The sequence below is a fragment of the Moraxella sp. K127 genome, assembly GCF_015223095.1.
Taxonomy (GTDB): domain Bacteria; phylum Pseudomonadota; class Gammaproteobacteria; order Pseudomonadales; family Moraxellaceae; genus Moraxella.
In genome coordinates, this window is sequence record NZ_JADFBZ010000029.1 from 18,982 (window position 1) to 36,336 (window position 17,355).

A 17,355-nucleotide genomic window follows, 5' to 3' on the forward strand; every position below is an offset into this window, starting at 1 on the left:
TCCTTATTTTCATTTCACAAAATCAAAAATAGACGGCGTATGCTCATCGCCTTTTATCATCACACGGTCTAACAAGACGTTGCCACACATACAGCTTGTCTCGGGTAACAACAAACATGAATGGCATGCTGCCATATTTAATAATGCAGGTCCTTGCCCTTCATGACTGCCACACACAGGGTCAAGCGAACACCATTGGACACGCTCAAATACACGGGTCAGCACCTGAATCATACTCTTGGGTTCGGACAATTCAACCAGCCCACCAAGTGTACCATCTACGTCCGCAATCGCCGTGTAAATCAGCACGCCTGCCATAGGGTTGTCAGGGTCGCTGCTGCTGTAAATCTTCTCTTTTAAAGATGCCGCAGGATAACCCGCTAAACTTTCAAGTTCCTTAATCAATAAGTGTGAGAATGCGTGCAAAAACAAAAATCTGGCATTTACCACCAAATCTTTTTGGCTTAGCGTGTAAGCATGAGCACTGCCAGATAATCGTTCAGCAAAAATCTCTGCTCGTTTTTGGATTTGCTCATCTTGTTGCCATCGCTTGATGATAGATTCATTAAAACTGATAAAAATCCCTTCGCCATACAACTCCAAAGCAGGTAGCCAATTACTAATGCCCATCACATCAGGCGGTATGGTTCTATCATCCCTGTCCTGCTTATGATTGCCGCTCAATTCACCGCCATTAATTTGCTCTGTATTATCCACACTTATTTTGGTGTCATCGGACAACAACTCGCCACCACGAGTAAAGCCCTTAAACACCAAAATTTCTTTGAGTTTATTAACTGCCACAACTTTATCAATAAGTCTGTCAAACTTACCAAAACCATCTTGATTCATACTTTGCAAAGTATGATGAAATTCATCGCTCACATGATGAGTGACAAAATCTTCATCATCATCAAAATTTGTGGGCGTCATCAAAGCCTCATACTCCAATTCATGCAGTGGTTTTTCTTGAAACTCCTGATCAAAATTAGGATAACCCTCACGCAATAACTCAATCGCCTCTTCTAAGGATGCATTATCGCAATCAAATTCACTTTTTAGACGATTTTTCAGGGCTTTTTGCTCATCAGAGTATGCACCTCTCTGTAAAAGCTCATCTTTTTTTTCATGGCAATATAATCTATCAACAAGCGTACCACGAGCAATGCGAGATTCTGGCGGTATCACCAATGCCTCTTTGGTGATTGGTGTATGTACCCGAGTGTCATTGACTTCCATGATATAAGCAGTGGGTTGTGCCTTTGATGTATCTTGCTCTTCTTCTAGCTGTCTGCCATCAACTTTAAAGCACGCATCATAAAGCCAAGGCTGTTGATAGCCTTGAAAATATCTTGACTCACCAAGGCTAAACACCTGAGATGCCCCACAATCGCAAGCTACCTTGTTTTCTTGATAACCTTTGTCTGTTCTGGCATACCATTTTAGTTTATTATTCCGCCAATCACACCCCTTGCTACCACGATGTGCGATGCGATACCAAGGTACATCATACATATAACCACGGTTATCTACTTGCACCAAATGCACCTGCTCAAGCTCGCCATGGCAGTTTGGCTCATTGCAAACCAACATGGTCTTGTTATCTTTTTTATCTGATTTGTCGGTTTTATCAGAATCATCCAGCTGTTTGTGACTGCCTTTGTGTAAACGTCTGCATTTTGTACAGACAAACCAACTAGGAAATACCTGAGCAGGGATATAATACCCACTACCCTGCTCAAACTCACCTTCGTTGTCTATCTTGCCCACAGGTGGACGTCTTAGCTTTTGTGTAATGCCCAAAGATTTTTTAATTTGTTCAACGTATAAAATCTCCTTACCAAATGGGCGACCCTCTTTATCCGCCCAAAAACTTGTGTCCTTGACCGTAACACAAAACTGAGATGTACGCACAATAGAACCCACCGCACAATGGCGTAGCAAGTGCGACAGTCTGACATTGCTAAATTTTAATTTTTTCATAGTATCCCCAACACCCCTGTGTCTTCTACATTACGCATACTCTGCAAAGTCGCCCAAAGCCCTTTTTCGCCTTGTCCGTGAGCATATATCAAGCTTCGACCCGTACTGTCTTGGGCTTTGTAGTACAGTTTTGGCGAAAAACGCTTGGCAGATAACACCTGAGCATACTCTTGCCACTCTTGGCATAAGCCATCGATATGGCGAACAATGGCATCTGCTCGGGCAGGGTCAGCCTGACAACAAAACGCTTTGTAGATATCAACAACTTCTTTGATTTTTTCATCTGTGGCATAAAATTCATGAGCTTTGTCATTGCCAAGCATGGCTGTCACACCGTGTCGCACCGCAATGACAAGTCCTGCGTGCAACGCTCGGCGACGTGCTTGGTGCGTGTAAGGGGTAATACTGGTCGGCTCTACATGGCGATAAAAGGACTGATGATAAGGATAGAAGTTCTCATAATGCGACAAACTGCGAGCTTGGTCTCTATAATAATTGGCAAACACCACCCCTGCAATGTCACCACGCCCCACACGGCTACTTGCCTGAATGTACTCAGCGGTCGTGATGGGCTGACCGTTGATAATCATGAGTGCCAAGCGAGACACATCAAGCCCTGTGGCAACCATGTTGGTGGCAAGCACCACACTCACTGATTCAGGGTCGCTTCTGTCTTTGGCAAGCTGCCCAAAGATGCGAGTGTTGTCGCTGTCGGTGTTATTACTGGTGAGTTGTTTGATGAGAGCACCTTGTCGCCCCTTAATGTCCTTTGACACCACTTCATTGAAAAATCTTTCATTAAAGCCTAATTTTTCAAGTTTATCTTTTCTATCCAACAACAGTTCATTTTTGTGTGACGGTTCATCATTGTGTGACGGTTCATCATCACGACCAAAAAATTCATTGACATAATCTTGGTAGTGCGATTTCACATCTGATAAAAAAGCCTGATGGCTGTTGCCCACACCTTTTAGACTGCCATGATACACCACTTGCGTCCACCAAGCGTCTATCCAGTCAAAGTATTCCTGCTCACTATGTCCAAACTTAACAAAAGGGGCAACCATCAATAAAGATGCCAAAGGCGTTAATGCTTTTCGGCGACTGAGCAATGGAGCAAAATACCCCACATACAGCCGACCTGCTCGCACATCAAGCGGTACTTCTTTGGCAAAAAATGCATCGCTGGCAGACAAGCCTTGCGGTGGGAAAATCGCCAAGTCCTTAGCAAATAGTTTTTGCACTTGGTTTTTGGCCTCTTTGATGGTGGCGGTTGATGCCACATATTTGGGGCGTACACCTTTGGCAGTGATGACCGTCTGTAAGGCAGACTCATACACCCCTGCCACCGAACCCAACGCATTGGCAATCAGATGCAGCTCATCTTGAATGATAAGCTCAGGCGGGCGATTTGACCCTAGCCCAAAAAAGGCAGATGAGCTCTCATTCCATGCAAACATCGCACATTTATCTATCGTGGCAAGCAGGACAGTTGGTGGCGTGCGATACAGCATCTCATCCACGATTTGGCATGGCAGTTTTGCATCATCTTTGCCATAGTCGCATGCTTTGTTGTGACAAGCTATATAAAAATAACTCTTGTCCATGTGGAAGTTTTGATGATTAAACGCTGTGCGACACCACGGGCATTGGGTGATGATGAGTGAGCTGTACTCATCCTTGTGCTTGGCTTTTTGTAGTCGCTCTTGGGTGTCTTTTAAGGTATTTGGACTTGATGACTGCCCTACCCAAAGTCCGATGCTTATCGGCTCTTGTCCAAACATCGGATTGTCTTTACGGATAAGCTCCAAAGCACAAATCAAGCGAGTGGCTCGTAAAAACTGCTGAACGGTAAGTAGTTTTAAGGTATAACGCATGAGTACCGTTGTACCCCCGCCTGAATTTGGATATCTGAGTCGTCTGTACAAAATCTGATACGCCGTCAGTCCAAGATACGCTTCGGTTTTGCCACCACCTGTGGGGAACCAAATCAAGTCCACCGTATCACGAAAATCATCGTATTCAAGCGTGGTAGATTTTAAAGCGGTCAAAACAAACGCCAACTGAAAGGCACGCCAGCTTTTGCTTGGGTGCGTCATCTGCATATACATGGCACGATTGGCATAAGCAAAAGCAGCAGCGACCATCTCATCAGACTCAATCAGCTCAATCCCTACATACATACGCTCACACGCTGTTATCATGCCAGCCACTAAACGCTCGCCTGCGGGTCTGTTTTGGGTATCCATACGGTCAAGCTCATGGATTTGGCTTTGTATCCATTCACGATACCGCTCCACAAATGCCTTTAACTCTCGGCATACCGCTTGGGTATTGGTATGAGTATTTTGTAAAAACGCCATAGAAAGCACGTTTTTTATAGACTCATCATTGATGTCAGCGGTAACCTGTGGCACTTCTTGGATGGGCATAAAATCCGACATAATCTCATGCACCCGCCCATCTTTTAATATCCAATGAGCCGCCGCCCCATGCCCAACTGCATAGACCTTTTTGTGGCGGTATTGTAGCTGTATTTCCTGCTCGCTTTCACTAAGCAGGGCATAATCCACACTGGGATAATCGCCCACCACACCTTCATCGACCACACAAGAGAATTTCACATCAAATAGTGTTTTTAAAGCCTGCTCTTTTTTGTGACCAGCCTTGGTCTTAGTATTATCTTTTTTATCATCAGATTCGCCTGCCAACTGTTGTGTATTGACAAGACTTACTGTGATGATTGTACCGTGAGTGTGCGGCGTGGTGCGTACATTAATACTTGCCAAGCTTTGTGCTTGATTTTTATCATTACTTCTAATAAAAATGGGATGGTTTTTTTGGATGTCATCATGACGGATGACAATACTTTCATCAGACAATGCCAAACAATCTATTTCATAGCTGTCCTTAACATACTGTCCTTCCTTATTACGAGCTTGACCATCAGCTTCACCATCAATTCCAACAAAACGTTTGGCAGACGCCATGACTTGAATTTGCCATGAACGGCTCGCCACAAAAAACGAAAAACCCACCGATGACGGTGGTACATAACGAACCTGCTTGACCGATTCGGCAGTTTCTTTTTCATCTTCTTGGGCGGACGTGGCATCTGTTGCCATCTCATCAATTACATCGCCAGCAGGGTCAATCCCCAAACCCGCCCCAATCGGAAAAAGCACGCCCACGACATACCTGTCAGACGGCAACCCTAAATACACCTGCGACTGTTTTAGATTGGCACCTGACAACTCTGCCTTTACCCAATCCACCATACTACGACGGTGTTGTGCCATCAAATCTTTGGAACGCTCCAAACCACCACTCATAAAAATCTCTTTTATTAACAACTGTTTTATTTTAAAACAGATAACCATCAAATACAAGAATTTATGTCATAATCCGCCCCATTGAGCGAATTTTGGCAATAAAAAAACCGCTTAATCCTAAGACTAAACGGCTTTTTAAAACATCATTTAAGCACTTCAATCCCACCCATATAAGGCTGTAACACCTTAGGAATATTGACCGTGCCGTCTGCGTTTTGGTGGTTTTCTAAGATGGCAAGGAGCGTTCTGCCCACCGCAAGCCCTGAGCCGTTTAGGGTATGCACAAGCTCGGTTTTTTTGCCGTCCTTGACCCTTGCCCCCATACGGCGAGCCTGAAAATCGCCACAATTAGAACAGCTACTAATCTCACGATACGTATCCTGAGACGGTAGCCACACTTCAATATCGTAAGTCTTGACCGCCCCAAAGCCCATATCACCCGTGCATAGCGTGATGACACGATAGGGAAGCTCCAACGCTTGCAAAATACTCTCGGCTTGGGCAGTCATCTCTTCTAGGGCTTGCATGGACGTGTCCGCTCGCACGATTTGTACCATTTCTACTTTTTCAAATTGGTGCTGACGGATAAGCCCACGAGTGTCTCGCCCTGCTGACCCTGCTTCACTACGAAAGCAAGGCGTATGAGCGGTGAGCTTCATCGGCAAATCGCTCGGGGCAAGTATCGTATCACGCACGGTATTGGTAAGTGGCACTTCGCTTGTCGGTATCATATAATAGCTGTCCGACACCTTAAATAGGTCTTCTTCAAATTTAGGCAGTTGTCCTGTTCCCTTTAAGCTCTCACTATTTACCATATAAGGCACATACATTTCGGTGTAGCCCTTACTGATGTGCGTGTCTAGCATAAACTGAATCAACGCTCGGTTAAGCCGTGCAAGTCCGCCTTTTAACGTGCTAAATCTTGCTCCCGTGAGTTTGCTTGCCAACGCAAAATCAAGCTGCCCCAAGCCTTCGCCAATGTCGGTATGGTCTTTAATCTCAAAATCAAAGGTTCGTGGCACACCCCATGTGCGTACTTCCACGTTGTCGCTCTCGTCCGCCCCCACAGGCACGCTGTCATCAGGCAGGTTCGGTATGGCAAGGCTTGCATTTGTGATGACCGCTTGCAAGTCCCTTAGCTCGTTTTCGGCGGTTTTCATCTCATCACTTACCTTTTCCATTTGGGCAAGCAGGTCATCGGCATTTTCGCCACTGCGTTTTAATTCGCCAATTTTTTTTGCCCCTGCGTTTTTTTGAGCTTGCAATTCTTCGGTACGGACTTGTAGCTCTTTGCGTTTGGTTTCTACATCCGTCCAAAACGCCACGTCAAGTTCATAGCCACGGGTTGCCAGTTTTTCTTTTAAAGCGGTCAAATCGGTGCGTAATAATTTGGGGTCTAGCATGGGTTTACCTTTTTACTAAAATTTTGCTCATCATATCAAATTTACCACAAAATTTCACTTGTTTTTGTTTTTTGGGTTTATTTTTTGGCAAGTTTTGGGTAATATAGGCATTTTTACCGAGAATTGACCGCCATGAGCCAAGCCAAGATCAAAGCCAAAAAACAAGACGCACTCTACCCCTACACCCTACAACCTGTCGCCCTAAACATGACGGACGCTGAATTCAAATCGGCACAGCTTGCCCTATTTGAAAAAACCGCTCAATCGGTCGGCTTCAAATCCATTCGTACCAAAGAATGGATAATTTTGGGCGTGTTGGTCGTGCTTGCCATTTTGGGGCTTGTTTTTGTCAGTGGCTATTCTACGATTATTTTTTGGATTATGCTTGTGGGCGTGGGCATCTACCTTGCCCTGCGGACGCTTGGGCTACAATGGTACATGAAAAAAGAATTTGAAAAACAAGTTGCCGAGAGCGGTCTGCCCGATGAGATGAGCGAGCTAAAACTTGGCGTACAAAGTCATGGGCTTATCATGGCTGTGCCTGTCAAAAATGCCCCCGCTCCGCAAATGCGTGGCATGAATCTACGCCACGCCCCCATGCAGCAAGGGGTCATTCCGTGGTCGGCGGTTAGCCAATGGGACGAGACGGACAATTTTGTTTTTATCATGTTTGAGCTAAATGGGCAAAAGGGCAGTCAAATCCTGCCAAAACGCCTAAGCCAACAGCATTTCCCCGTAAATACCGTCATCAAGCATTTACAAGAAGTTACACCAAAGGGCTTGAAAGCGGATAATATAACAGTATAATGATTCTCAATAAATCCACAAATTTACTGTGTATTTATTGAATAAATTTATGATAATCATCAAAATCACTAATTTTACTCATCATAAAATTGTGGTATTATGATTATATAAATAAATTGATTACCAAAAATCAATTTATAATACTGATTTATAAACCAACCAATCGGAGAAATGTTATGAGTACCAATCAAATCGGTCTTGAAAAAGCAGAACTTACCCCAGTTATCAAAGCCCTAAACGCCCTACTGTCTAGCTATCATCTGTTTTATATCAACGTGCGTGGCTATCATTGGAATGTCAAAGGCGAGCATTTTTTTACCTTGCACCCAAAATTTGAAGAGCTGTACACCGAGCTACAACTGCAAATTGACGAAATCGCTGAACGCATCCTAACGCTAGGTGGTACGCCATTACACGCTTATAGTGATTTTGCCGAGCGTTCTAGCATCAAAGAAGACAAAGGCGTGTTTGACGGTCGTGGCTGTGTGGAAGGCGTGGTTAAGGGCTTGCAAACACTTATCGAAGAACAACGAGCCGTTGCTGAGCTTGCCGAAGGGGCATCTGACCAAGGCACGTCCGACATCGTTACAGAATATGTTCAAGCCCAAGAAAAAGAAATTTGGATGTATAATGCGTTTTTGGGTTAATCCACATCATTTAACCCATCATTAACCCAATTAAAAAGCCCTTAACTCTACATTAAGGGCTTTTTATCGTGCCTATTTCTAATTCTAAAATAGATCACCATCAGCCAAATGCTGGCACACGCTTAGGAATGGTGCTCAAAAATTCATTTCTGGCTTGATTGTCCGTCTCATACACCCCAAGCATACAGGTGGTGCGGGTGGTGGACTGTTGTTTGCCCACGCCACGCATCATCATGCACATATGGCTTGCGTCCATGACGACCGCCACACCACGACAGTTCGTAAGCTCATGAATGGCTTGGGCGACTTGTTTGGTTAAGTTTTCTTGGATTTGTAGGCGTTTGGCATACATATCAACAATGCGAGCCAGTTTGGATAAGCCCAATACCTTACCATTTGGCAGATAGCCGATGTGTGCCACGCCAAAAAATGGCAGGATGTGATGTTCGCACAATGAATAAAATTCAATGTTTTGCACAAGCACCAAATCAGCATTATCGCTGGCAAAAATGGCATTATTGGCAACCGTATGCAGGTCTTGATGATAGCCTGCCGTCAAGTCCCGAAAGGCTTTGGCGGCACGCATGGGCGTATCAAGCAGTCCTTCACGGCTTAGGTTCTCGCCACTGGCGGAGATGATATTGGCGTAGTTCTGGGCGGTGGCTTCTACATCAAAAGAAAAGGCGGGCGTGGCGTGGCTGTCGCAATGTTGGCACATGGTATTATCAAATAAAAATAAACGTGATATTATAGCGAAAAAGACAAGATTTGCCAAATGGTTTGTGTGCTTTGTCATGGTAATGGGTTGTAATTTTTGCTTTTTTAAATTTACCCTTTTAAAATAGCCAAATTCAAATAAATGGCGATTAATTAAAAGTTTACAATCGTTCCTAAATTTTCCCCATTTGACAAAATCTGTGGTATAATGCCAACAATTTTAACTAAATGCGTGGAGCGACTGATGTTATTAAAAGGTCAACGATTTGTGGTAACGGGCATTGCCAGTAAGCTGTCGATTGCGTGGGCGATTGCCGAGTGCTTGCACCGTGAAGGGGCGGAGCTGATTTTGACTTACCCCAACGACAAAATCAAAAAACGGGTAGACATGGCGGCCGAGACCTTTGGGGCGGTGGCGGTGTTGCCTTGTGATGTTAGCTCGGATGATGAGATTGCCAAATGCTTTGATGAAGTAGCTCGCATTTGGGGCGACGGCGTGAACGGTGTGGTACACGCCATTGGTTTTGCCCCTGCCGAGCAGTTGGACGGTGATTTTACAGACGCCACGACCCGTGAAGGCTTTGCCATCGCTCACGACATCAGCTCATACAGCTTTGTGGCACTTGCCAAAGCCAGTCGTGAATTGCTTGCCAAACGTCAAGGTTCGCTTTTGACTTTGACTTATGAAGGCAGTATTTCTGTATTGCCAAATTACAACGTCATGGGACTTGCCAAAGCCAGTCTAGAATCGTCCGTGCGTTATTTGGCAAGCTCGCTGGGCAAAGAAGGCATTCGTGTCAATGCCATTAGTGCAGGCCCCATTCGTACGCTTGCCGCCAGTGGCATCAAGTCATTCCGCAAAATGCTGGACGTTACCGAAAAAGTAACGCCCTTACAACGCAACGTCAATCAAATGGAAGTGGGTAACGCCGCTTTATTCCTGCTATCGCCTTGGGCGAGCGGTATTACAGGCGAGATTTTGTTTGTGGACGCAGGGTTTAATACTGTCGGACTAAGCAGTGAGCTTATAGAACTGGTGGCGGACGATACCGAGTAAGACACGCCTAAGTCTTGTAAAATTTTGTAACATTTTAACAGCACACAATCAAGCACGTCTTGTGTTGTGTGCTTTTATTTTTGTCCAAAGTTTTGTAAACTAATTGGTTTGGTATCACTCATTCATCCGTCATGCAAAACCAACTTCCCACTTGGGTACTGTGTGGGGCGGTGGTGTTGGCATTTAGTGCTGGCATTTTGAATACAACCGCACTCATGGGATTTACTCACGTTTCGGCATCACACGTTACGGGCAACATCAGCCTGCTGGCGGTTACGTCTTTTCATCATGACTGGGAAAACCTATGGCTACTGCTTGTGTCGGTGGGCTCGTTTTGGCTTGGCTCGGTGCTAAGTGGCATGATTATCGGGGGCAGTGAGCTACACATCAAACGTCATTATGGCTATGCCATGTACCTAGAATTTGTCCTGCTCTGTGGCAGTCTGTCGCTGTATCTATCGGGCAACGACTACGGGCAAATGCTCATCGCCATGGCGTGCGGACTACAAAACTCCATGGTGGCAACCTATCATGGGGCGGTGGTGCGTACCACGCATCTGACTGGGGTAACGTCCGATTTGGGGGCGACTGTGGGGCATTGGCTTGTGGGGCGAAAGGTCAGTCTTGCCAAAGTGGTGCTACAAAGTGCGTTATGGTGGGGATTTTTTGGCGGTGGCTTTGTGGCGGTGTGGCTGTATGCCAAATATGGCTATTGGTCAATGCTTCTGCCGATTACCATTATTTTTCTCTCGGCAATCAGTTATGTGCATATGGAAAAATGGTTTCGTCGTTCCGAGCGTATGATTAAATTTATGATGATAAAACGCAAAAGAAAAAGATAGGGTGGGATTTTTAAAATCAATAGGGGAAATTGCGATATTAATGGTTGTAAATTTATAATTGAAAATATGATTAATTAGATACCTAAAATTTTTAAAATGTATTTTTTAAATAAAATACTTGGGCGAATACAATTCACCCCTACATATCTCAATTTAATAATACCAAATTAAAATTAAAATCAAATAATAGTAAGGTGCGTACCGCGCACCTTTTAAATGAAAAATCTGATTGGTGCGTCATACGCACCTACTGTCATTGGTGTATTTTGAAATTAAATGATTATAAATTAAAATAAATTAAAATCAAATAATTTAAGGTAAATTGAGCGGTTTAATAAAAACCCAATATCATGAAATCAGTTATTTTAATATAAGCCCTAGCCGTCCACTTTAAAATTTTCCAAATCAGGCAATTCGGGCAATTCTTTTAAATCAGTCAAACCAAATGCGTCCAAAAACGCCTTGGTGGTGTGCAATAAGGCAGGGCGACCCAACACGTCTTTATGTCCCTTTTCCATAATCCAACCCTTATCAAACAGTTGGCGTAAGATATGGCTAGACACGCTCACGCCACGAATATGCTCGATATCCGAGCGAGTAACAGGCTGTTTATAAGCGATGACACTTAGGGTCTCTAACAGGGCTTGGCTTAGGGTCTCTTGGCGTTCGGGGAATACCTGATGAATGATGCGACTGTACGAGTCCTTGATTTGCAAGCGATAGCCACTGGCGGTCTTGGCAAGGGTCAGCACGCTGTGCGACAAACGCTCTTCTAGCACCGCCAGTGCCACATCAAATTCATCTTGGCTTATCATCAAATGCTTTTTTAAATCATCTGCCGTCAAAGGCGACTCGCTGGCGTGCAGTAGCACTTCAATATAGCGACTTAACGCTGTGGCAGTGGCGTGGGTGTCTTTGATGTCATCAGCGATTTTGTCGCTATCACTGTTGGGTGTAAGCGTGGATAAGGGTTGGTTGTTTTGCATACGGTTGTCTAGGGCGTATTGAACATTGATAACATTCTTATAGATATGGCAAAATTTGACAATTTCAACCAATTTTTGCATGAAAAATGGCTAAATCTTGTTTTTCATCGTCAAAAACTTGGCTGATAGAACGACTATCAGCCTGTGTTTTTTCCTTGAAAAACGTGCGATTTTTCTCATTTTTCATTGCAAATACCAATATTCAACACGCCCTAATGATCAATGAAGCCAATATAAAGTCTGCTCGGACAAGTCAAAGCCGGTGTTGTTGATGTTAAATAAAGGGTCTTTTTGCTTGCCTTTTTTGGACGTGGGGGCGTCCATGACTTCAAGCTGAAAACTCTGGGCGATGTCCACATTTATCTCACTTTTGAGTAGGGCGTCATCACCGTCAGCAAAGCCAATCAGCCCCCGTTTTAGAAGCTCTAACACCGCCACAAAACTCACGACCACGCCCACACGCCCCTGCGTTTCATCGAGTAGCTCGGCAAACGTGCCAGAGCCTTGTTGGCTTAACATCAGGCTAATCTTAGCGATACGCTCAGGCAGTGGCACAGGGTCGGTCTTGATGTGGTGCATTTGATAATCAGGCTTGATTTGCATAGTAATCAAGCTGTTGATGAGTATCTGGGGCGAGTAGCTTGGCAATTCGGCTTTCATGGCTTCACTACTAGGCAGGCTTGCAAATGCCAAAAACACATCACGTTCTAGGCGGATGAGACTGTCTAGTCGGCGACTGGCTTCTTTGATTTGGGCATATTCTTCTAGCCGTCTGATGAGTCGTGCTTTGGGGCTCAGCTCTTCGCCTATGATTTCAGGTTGGGGTAGCAAAAGTTCGCTTTTTATGGCAATGAGCGTACTTGCCATGAGCAGATAATCGCCCGCCAGTTCAAAATAAGTATCATCAAGCTCTTTGATGTAGGTCAAATACTGCTCGGTAATCGGTAAAATGGCGGTTTCGGTCAAATCAAAATTATTCTTTTTAACCAAATACAACAAAAAATCAAGCGGGCCTGCAAATTGTTCAAGCCATATCGCAAATGCTTGGGGTGGGATATATAAATCATCAGGCAATGATGAAACGGGCGTATCAAAAATACGGATGGGGGTGTCGGGTTGGGCGGTGTCGGTCATTTAATGGGTTTGCCTTAAATGTTTGATATGTTCTTTTTTGTTGGTTTTATTGTTTTCCAATCTTTTCATGTTTAATAAATGAATTAAACGCTCTATCTCATCTTGGCGAAGTATGGGTTCTTTTATGGATAAAATATAATCCGTAAAATTTGATAAGTAACAAATATTATCAGGAAAAGAGCTTTTTAATTCACAATTCCCAGCAAAAACAATAACAGAATGAAAATAATCATTTGTTAAATTTAAAGTTTTTTCTAAGGCTTTGATGTGTCGGTAATTTTGATGTAATGGATTTTGAAAGAATTGCTTTTTGCCATAAATATTTTGCACCCATTTTTTATCATGAACTTTGCCAAAAATCCAACCTTGATAATTTTTGGTTTCCACCACAAAAATACCAAATTTAGAAATATAAATATGGTCAATTTGCGTAATGCCAAATTCATCTTGAATTAAAACATCATGAAAATCATGATAAATATCTGTTGGTAAAGTACTGTTTGATTTTATATTTACCAATTTTTCGCCAAACCACCCTTTAAATAAGGGTGATTTTAAAAAGGCGATGATGAAAAATATTGGCAAAAACCACAAAAGTGGTTTTAATGAATTGATAAAAATGGGCAAAATATCCATTTATTTCAACTTCGCAAGCGGTTTAATCCCAATCGCACGTCTGGTTTTATCGAGCTGTTTTTGGGCGACACGGCGAGCCTTAACCGCCCCCATTTGCAAAATCTCTTCAAGCTCCTTAGGATTTGCCATAAGATGAGCGTATTTTTCACGCATGGGAGCAATCTCGCCGTCAATCTTGTTAAACAAAATCTCCTTAGCTTCGCCCCAACCGATACCACGTCTATAATGCTCGGCAAGGGCATTTATCTCATCAGGCGTGGCAAAGGCCTTATAAATCTCAAAAATATTACATTCATCGGGATTTTTGGGTTCTTCGGGGGCTTGGGAGTTGGTTACGATTTGTCCGATTGCTTTTTTTAGTGCCTTTTGCGGGTCAATGGTGGGACTGCCGTCCCCAAATAGCGGAATGGTGTTGCCGTAGGATTTGCTCATTTTGCGACCGTCAAGCCCTGTCAGTAGGGGCGTGTTTTCGTCCGTTACGGCAGTCGGGAGCGTGAACAGCTCTTTGTATTTAAAATTAAACGTCCCTGCAATGTCTCGTGCCATTTCAATGTGCTGAATCTGGTCTTTGCCGACAGGGACGTGCGTGGCGTTAAACATCAAAATATCCGCACTCATCAGCACAGGATAGCTAAACAGCCCCATGCTGATACCAAAGTCAGCGTCCGTGTCTTCTTTGGCAAGGTTCATATCCACGCTCGCTTTGTAGGCGTGGGCTCGGTTCATCAGACCTTTGGCACAAGAGCAGTTTAAAATCCACGCAAGCTCAGGAATCTCAGGAATGTCCGACTGGCGATAAAAGGTAACTTTCTCGGGGTCAAGACCGCAGGCAATCCAAGTGGCGGCAATGGCTTTGGTGGAGCGATGAATCTCATCAGGGTCAAAACATTTGATAATCCCATGATAATCCGCCAAAAAGAAAAAGGCGTCATCATCGGAGTTTTGCACCGCTTGAATGGCAGGGCGAATCGCTCCGACATAGTTGCCCAAATGGGGAATGCCTGTGGTGGTAATGCCTGTTAAAATGCGTTTGGTGGTTGGTGCGGTCATGATTTTCTCTTAATGTTAAATTATTGTTCAATCAAACTTTTGACGGTTTGGCAAATGGGTGCATTATCAATGCTTTTTGATTTATTGATAAATCGTTTATCAAAACTGCTTAATGGTAAATAATCATACTGTTTGGCAATGGCTAAATGAATGGCATCAGCAATATCCATGCCTTCAATCGCCCAACGCATTGCAGAAATTACCGCTTGTTTATGTTCTAAAATAATCGTGGGTAATTTTGATAAAATCAAAATACTTTCAATGACACTTAGTTTTGATTTATCGTAAGATTGTAATACCCACGCCAATTCTAATATCACTGTTATGGGTACAAAACATTGATAATTACTTAATAATTGCAATGCCATTTCTTGTTGGTCAATATCATCGCCCAAAAAATAACGGGCAAGAATATTGGTGTCTATGCTAATGGTTTTCATAAACCTGCCTTAATGCGTTTATCATCAGCATTTAGCATTGCCATGATGCGTTTGCTTTGCTCGTCAATATTTTCATTATCATCGGCAACATCATTTTTTAAAAAATTGGCGTATTTGGCAATTTCTGGCAAAATGGGTTTTTTGGTTGGTTTTTGGGCGGATAATAAAAGCACGGTATCATCGTCAAAATCTGCCAAAACATCATCATCAAGCACAATCAAGCGATGAGAGCCAAATTTTTCAACCAATTCTCTTGTGGTAAGTTGCATGGTTTTATCCTTGTCAAAATGAATGTCAATTATAGCAAATTTTTTTAAAATTTTCTTTAAAATATAGGGCATGTCTGACATTGATAACATTTTTATAATACGATAAAGTTTCTCGCTTTAATCAGTTTTTATTGCAAATACCAAAGGCAAGCACACCCTATATTTTATCATTTTTTATAGTCTGGCAAAAATCATTTTGACAAAATAAGCAGGAAATTTTATAATGTATATATCTAAAATATACACAATCATAAGGGGAATTGTTATGACTGTTGCCAGTATCTTTAAAACCAACCAGACCCAAGCTGTTCGCCTACCCAAAGTCGTGGCATTCCCTGATAACATCAAGCACGTTGATGTTAAAGTGGTGGGTAATACTCGCATCTTGTCGCCTGCGGGGTCGGCATGGGATTATTTTTTTGACCATGTGGACGTGCCAGATGATTTTATGAGTGAACGGGAACAACCCATGCCCCAAGAGCGAGAAGAGCTTTTCCCATGATGACTTATATGCTTGACACCAATATTTGCATTTATGCCATGAAAAACAAACCGCAAATTGTGCGTGAGCGGTTTAATCTACATCAATACGAGCTCTGTATTAGTAGCGTAACACTCATGGAGCTGGCGGTCGGTGCTGAAAAGTCCATGTCTCGTGAAAAATCCTTTCATGCCTTAGAAGTATTTGCTGATACGCTGACCGTATTGGATTATGATGTTCGTGCCAGTTTTCAAACCGCCAACATCAAAGCCACGCTTGAAAAACAAGGTACACCCATTGGGGCGTATGATGTCATGATAGCAGGACACGCCAGAAGTTTAGGGTTGGTTGTCGTTACCAATAACGAACGTGAATTTAACCGAGTGGACGGACTAAGAGTGGAAAACTGGTTAAAATAACTCACCCATAATAATCCGTCCCGTCCGCCTGCGTTTTAAACCGCCGATGAAACCACATCCATTGGGCAATATCCTTTTTGATACTATGCTCCATGATGTCGTTAATACGCTGGGCGTCCGCCACTTCATCATCGCTTGGGTAATTTTCAATGACAGGCGATAGGCTGATATGATAATGCGGGCGTTTGCCTTTGGGGATATTGTCAGGCGTTTGGCGAATCATATCAAAGGCAATAAACACAGGCGGATTTTTTTTATTCATGCTGGCAAATCGTCTTTGGGCGATAATGGTTGCAGACGGCACGCCAAAAAATGTCGCCATGACCCCATGCTCCAAGCCAAAATCTTGGTCAGGGCTATACCATATCACTTTACTATCTTTAATTCGACTGATGAGTTTTTTCATATCACGGCTATTAATCTGCTCATCAAAAATATGACGGCGACCATTATAGATAAACCATTCCAAAAGCGGATTATTTTGTTTGCGGTATAGACAGTCAGCAGGGAAAAACTGCGTACATAATCGCCCACCCAAATCTAATGTCGTAAAATGCCCGCCCAATAATATCACGGCTTTATTTTCTTTTTGAGCGGTGATTAAATGCTGTAATCCTGAAATGCTAAACGTGCGTTTAAAGACATTGGGGCGAAACCATGCGTTTAGCGTCTCAAAAATACCAATGCCTTGATTGACAAAAACCTGTTTGGCGATTAGCACTTTTTCATCATCGCTTTTATTGGGAAAGGCAAGGGTTAAATTCGTGAGCGTATCTTTGACCCGTCTTTTGATAAGCATATACGCCAATTCGCCAATTTTTCTGCCAAGCCAAAACTGGATACGAAGTGGCAAATAAACAAGCGGTAAAAATATCATTAACGCAAGCCAAATTCCCCAGTATTTTGGCAATAAAAATTCCCATTGAAATGGGGCTTTGTCCGCCATGCTTGTTTGTTTGTGAGTGGCGGTCAAATCGGGCATTTTTTTAATGTCAATTTGTGGGTTATTTGATTGTGGGGTTTGATTGTCGGTGTGGCAATTGCCCCCACAGCAGTTTTTATTGCTCATTGTTTTTGTCTTATACGCTTTTGAATTTGAAATAAACTAAGAAAACCGTTCGTGGTGAGCTTGGGCAACCTACGGTTTTCTAT

Annotated in this window: 18 protein-coding genes; 6 read left to right on the plus strand and 12 right to left on the minus strand. The window is 43.3% G+C overall.

The window, feature by feature from the left end; all coding sequences use genetic code 11:
- Positions 1 to 9: 9 nt before the first annotated feature.
- The 3 genes from drmB to serS all read right to left on the minus strand — a co-directional run bounded on the left by drmB (position 10) and on the right by serS (position 6,718).
- Positions 10 to 1,983, minus strand: coding sequence for a DUF1998 domain-containing protein (gene drmB / locus IM753_RS07570; RefSeq protein ID WP_194092628.1), 1,974 nt, complete (start codon positions 1,981 to 1,983; stop codon positions 10 to 12).
- Positions 1,980 to 5,315, minus strand: coding sequence for a helicase-related protein (locus tag IM753_RS07575; protein WP_172823658.1), 3,336 nt, complete (start codon positions 5,313 to 5,315; stop codon positions 1,980 to 1,982). Before IM753_RS07575 ends, drmB begins: the two co-directional genes overlap by 4 nt.
- Before the next feature lie 143 nt (positions 5,316 to 5,458).
- Positions 5,459 to 6,718 carry a serine--tRNA ligase gene (serS, locus tag IM753_RS07580; RefSeq protein ID WP_065256671.1) on the minus strand — a complete coding sequence of 420 codons (1,260 nt, stop codon included), beginning with the start codon at positions 6,716 to 6,718 and terminating at the stop codon, positions 5,459 to 5,461.
- A 132-nt stretch (positions 6,719 to 6,850) separates the two neighbouring features.
- Here serS and IM753_RS07585 point away from each other — a divergent pair, with 132 nt between their 5' ends.
- Both IM753_RS07585 and IM753_RS07590 read left to right on the plus strand, forming a co-directional pair.
- Positions 6,851 to 7,525: a YcxB family protein gene (locus IM753_RS07585; protein WP_065256670.1), complete on the plus strand. Its 675-nt coding sequence runs from the start codon at positions 6,851 to 6,853 to the stop codon at positions 7,523 to 7,525.
- Positions 7,526 to 7,701: 176 nt separating this feature from the next.
- Entirely contained in the window at positions 7,702 to 8,172 is a 471-nt protein-coding gene (locus IM753_RS07590) for a Dps family protein (RefSeq protein ID WP_065256669.1), read from the plus strand.
- Positions 8,173 to 8,272: 100 nt separating this feature from the next.
- Here the strand turns inward: IM753_RS07590 and folE are convergent, their stop codons facing one another.
- Positions 8,273 to 8,890 carry a GTP cyclohydrolase I FolE gene (gene folE / locus IM753_RS07595; protein WP_065256668.1) on the minus strand — a complete coding sequence of 206 codons (618 nt, stop codon included), beginning with the start codon at positions 8,888 to 8,890 and terminating at the stop codon, positions 8,273 to 8,275.
- 243 nt (positions 8,891 to 9,133) lie between these two features.
- Between folE and IM753_RS07600 the strand changes: the two genes are divergently transcribed.
- Both IM753_RS07600 and IM753_RS07605 read left to right on the plus strand, forming a co-directional pair.
- Positions 9,134 to 9,946 carry an enoyl-ACP reductase gene (locus IM753_RS07600; protein WP_065256667.1) on the plus strand — a complete coding sequence of 271 codons (813 nt, stop codon included), beginning with the start codon at positions 9,134 to 9,136 and terminating at the stop codon, positions 9,944 to 9,946.
- A gap of 131 nt (positions 9,947 to 10,077) precedes the next feature.
- Positions 10,078 to 10,788 carry a YoaK family protein gene (locus IM753_RS07605; RefSeq protein WP_065256666.1) on the plus strand — a complete coding sequence of 237 codons (711 nt, stop codon included), beginning with the start codon at positions 10,078 to 10,080 and terminating at the stop codon, positions 10,786 to 10,788.
- A 377-nt stretch (positions 10,789 to 11,165) separates the two neighbouring features.
- On the opposite strand, the gene scpB is transcribed toward IM753_RS07605, so the two are convergent.
- The 7 genes from scpB to IM753_RS07635 form a co-directional block, all read right to left on the minus strand.
- Positions 11,166 to 11,774 carry an SMC-Scp complex subunit ScpB gene (gene scpB / locus IM753_RS07610; RefSeq protein ID WP_083108349.1) on the minus strand — a complete coding sequence of 203 codons (609 nt, stop codon included), beginning with the start codon at positions 11,772 to 11,774 and terminating at the stop codon, positions 11,166 to 11,168.
- A 64-nt stretch (positions 11,775 to 11,838) separates the two neighbouring features.
- A complete protein-coding gene (locus tag IM753_RS13310; protein WP_255518651.1) occupies positions 11,839 to 11,961 on the minus strand; it encodes a hypothetical protein in 123 nt (40 codons plus the stop codon).
- A 32-nt stretch (positions 11,962 to 11,993) separates the two neighbouring features.
- A complete protein-coding gene (locus IM753_RS07615) occupies positions 11,994 to 12,908 on the minus strand; it encodes a ScpA family protein (protein ID WP_065256969.1) in 915 nt (304 codons plus the stop codon).
- Positions 12,909 to 13,544, minus strand: coding sequence for a nuclease-related domain-containing protein (locus IM753_RS07620; RefSeq protein WP_194109027.1), 636 nt, complete (start codon positions 13,542 to 13,544; stop codon positions 12,909 to 12,911). It lies immediately after the preceding gene.
- Complete coding sequence (trpS, locus tag IM753_RS07625; RefSeq protein WP_065256971.1) at positions 13,545 to 14,594, minus strand: tryptophan--tRNA ligase; 1,050 nt, start codon at positions 14,592 to 14,594, stop codon at positions 13,545 to 13,547.
- 20 nt (positions 14,595 to 14,614) lie between these two features.
- On the minus strand, positions 14,615 to 15,034 hold the full coding sequence (locus IM753_RS07630) for a type II toxin-antitoxin system VapC family toxin (protein WP_065256972.1): 420 nt from the start codon (positions 15,032 to 15,034) through the stop codon (positions 14,615 to 14,617).
- Positions 15,031 to 15,303, minus strand: a complete 273-nt coding sequence (locus tag IM753_RS07635) for a hypothetical protein (RefSeq protein WP_156065267.1) — start codon at positions 15,301 to 15,303, stop codon at positions 15,031 to 15,033. Before IM753_RS07635 ends, IM753_RS07630 begins: the two co-directional genes overlap by 4 nt.
- A gap of 265 nt (positions 15,304 to 15,568) precedes the next feature.
- Between IM753_RS07635 and vapB the strand changes: the two genes are divergently transcribed.
- Together vapB and vapC are read left to right on the plus strand one after the other, a co-directional pair.
- Positions 15,569 to 15,805, plus strand: a complete 237-nt coding sequence (vapB, locus tag IM753_RS07640) for a type II toxin-antitoxin system VapB family antitoxin (RefSeq protein WP_065256974.1) — start codon at positions 15,569 to 15,571, stop codon at positions 15,803 to 15,805.
- Positions 15,805 to 16,203, plus strand: coding sequence for a tRNA(fMet)-specific endonuclease VapC (vapC, locus tag IM753_RS07645; RefSeq protein ID WP_345894505.1), 399 nt, complete (start codon positions 15,805 to 15,807; stop codon positions 16,201 to 16,203). Before vapB ends, vapC begins: the two co-directional genes overlap by 1 nt.
- A 1-nt stretch (position 16,204) precedes the next feature.
- Here vapC and IM753_RS07650 read toward each other — a convergent pair whose 3' ends face one another.
- On the minus strand, positions 16,205 to 17,272 hold the full coding sequence (locus tag IM753_RS07650; protein ID WP_065256976.1) for a lipid A biosynthesis acyltransferase: 1,068 nt from the start codon (positions 17,270 to 17,272) through the stop codon (positions 16,205 to 16,207).
- Between the last annotated feature and the right edge of the window lie 83 nt (positions 17,273 to 17,355).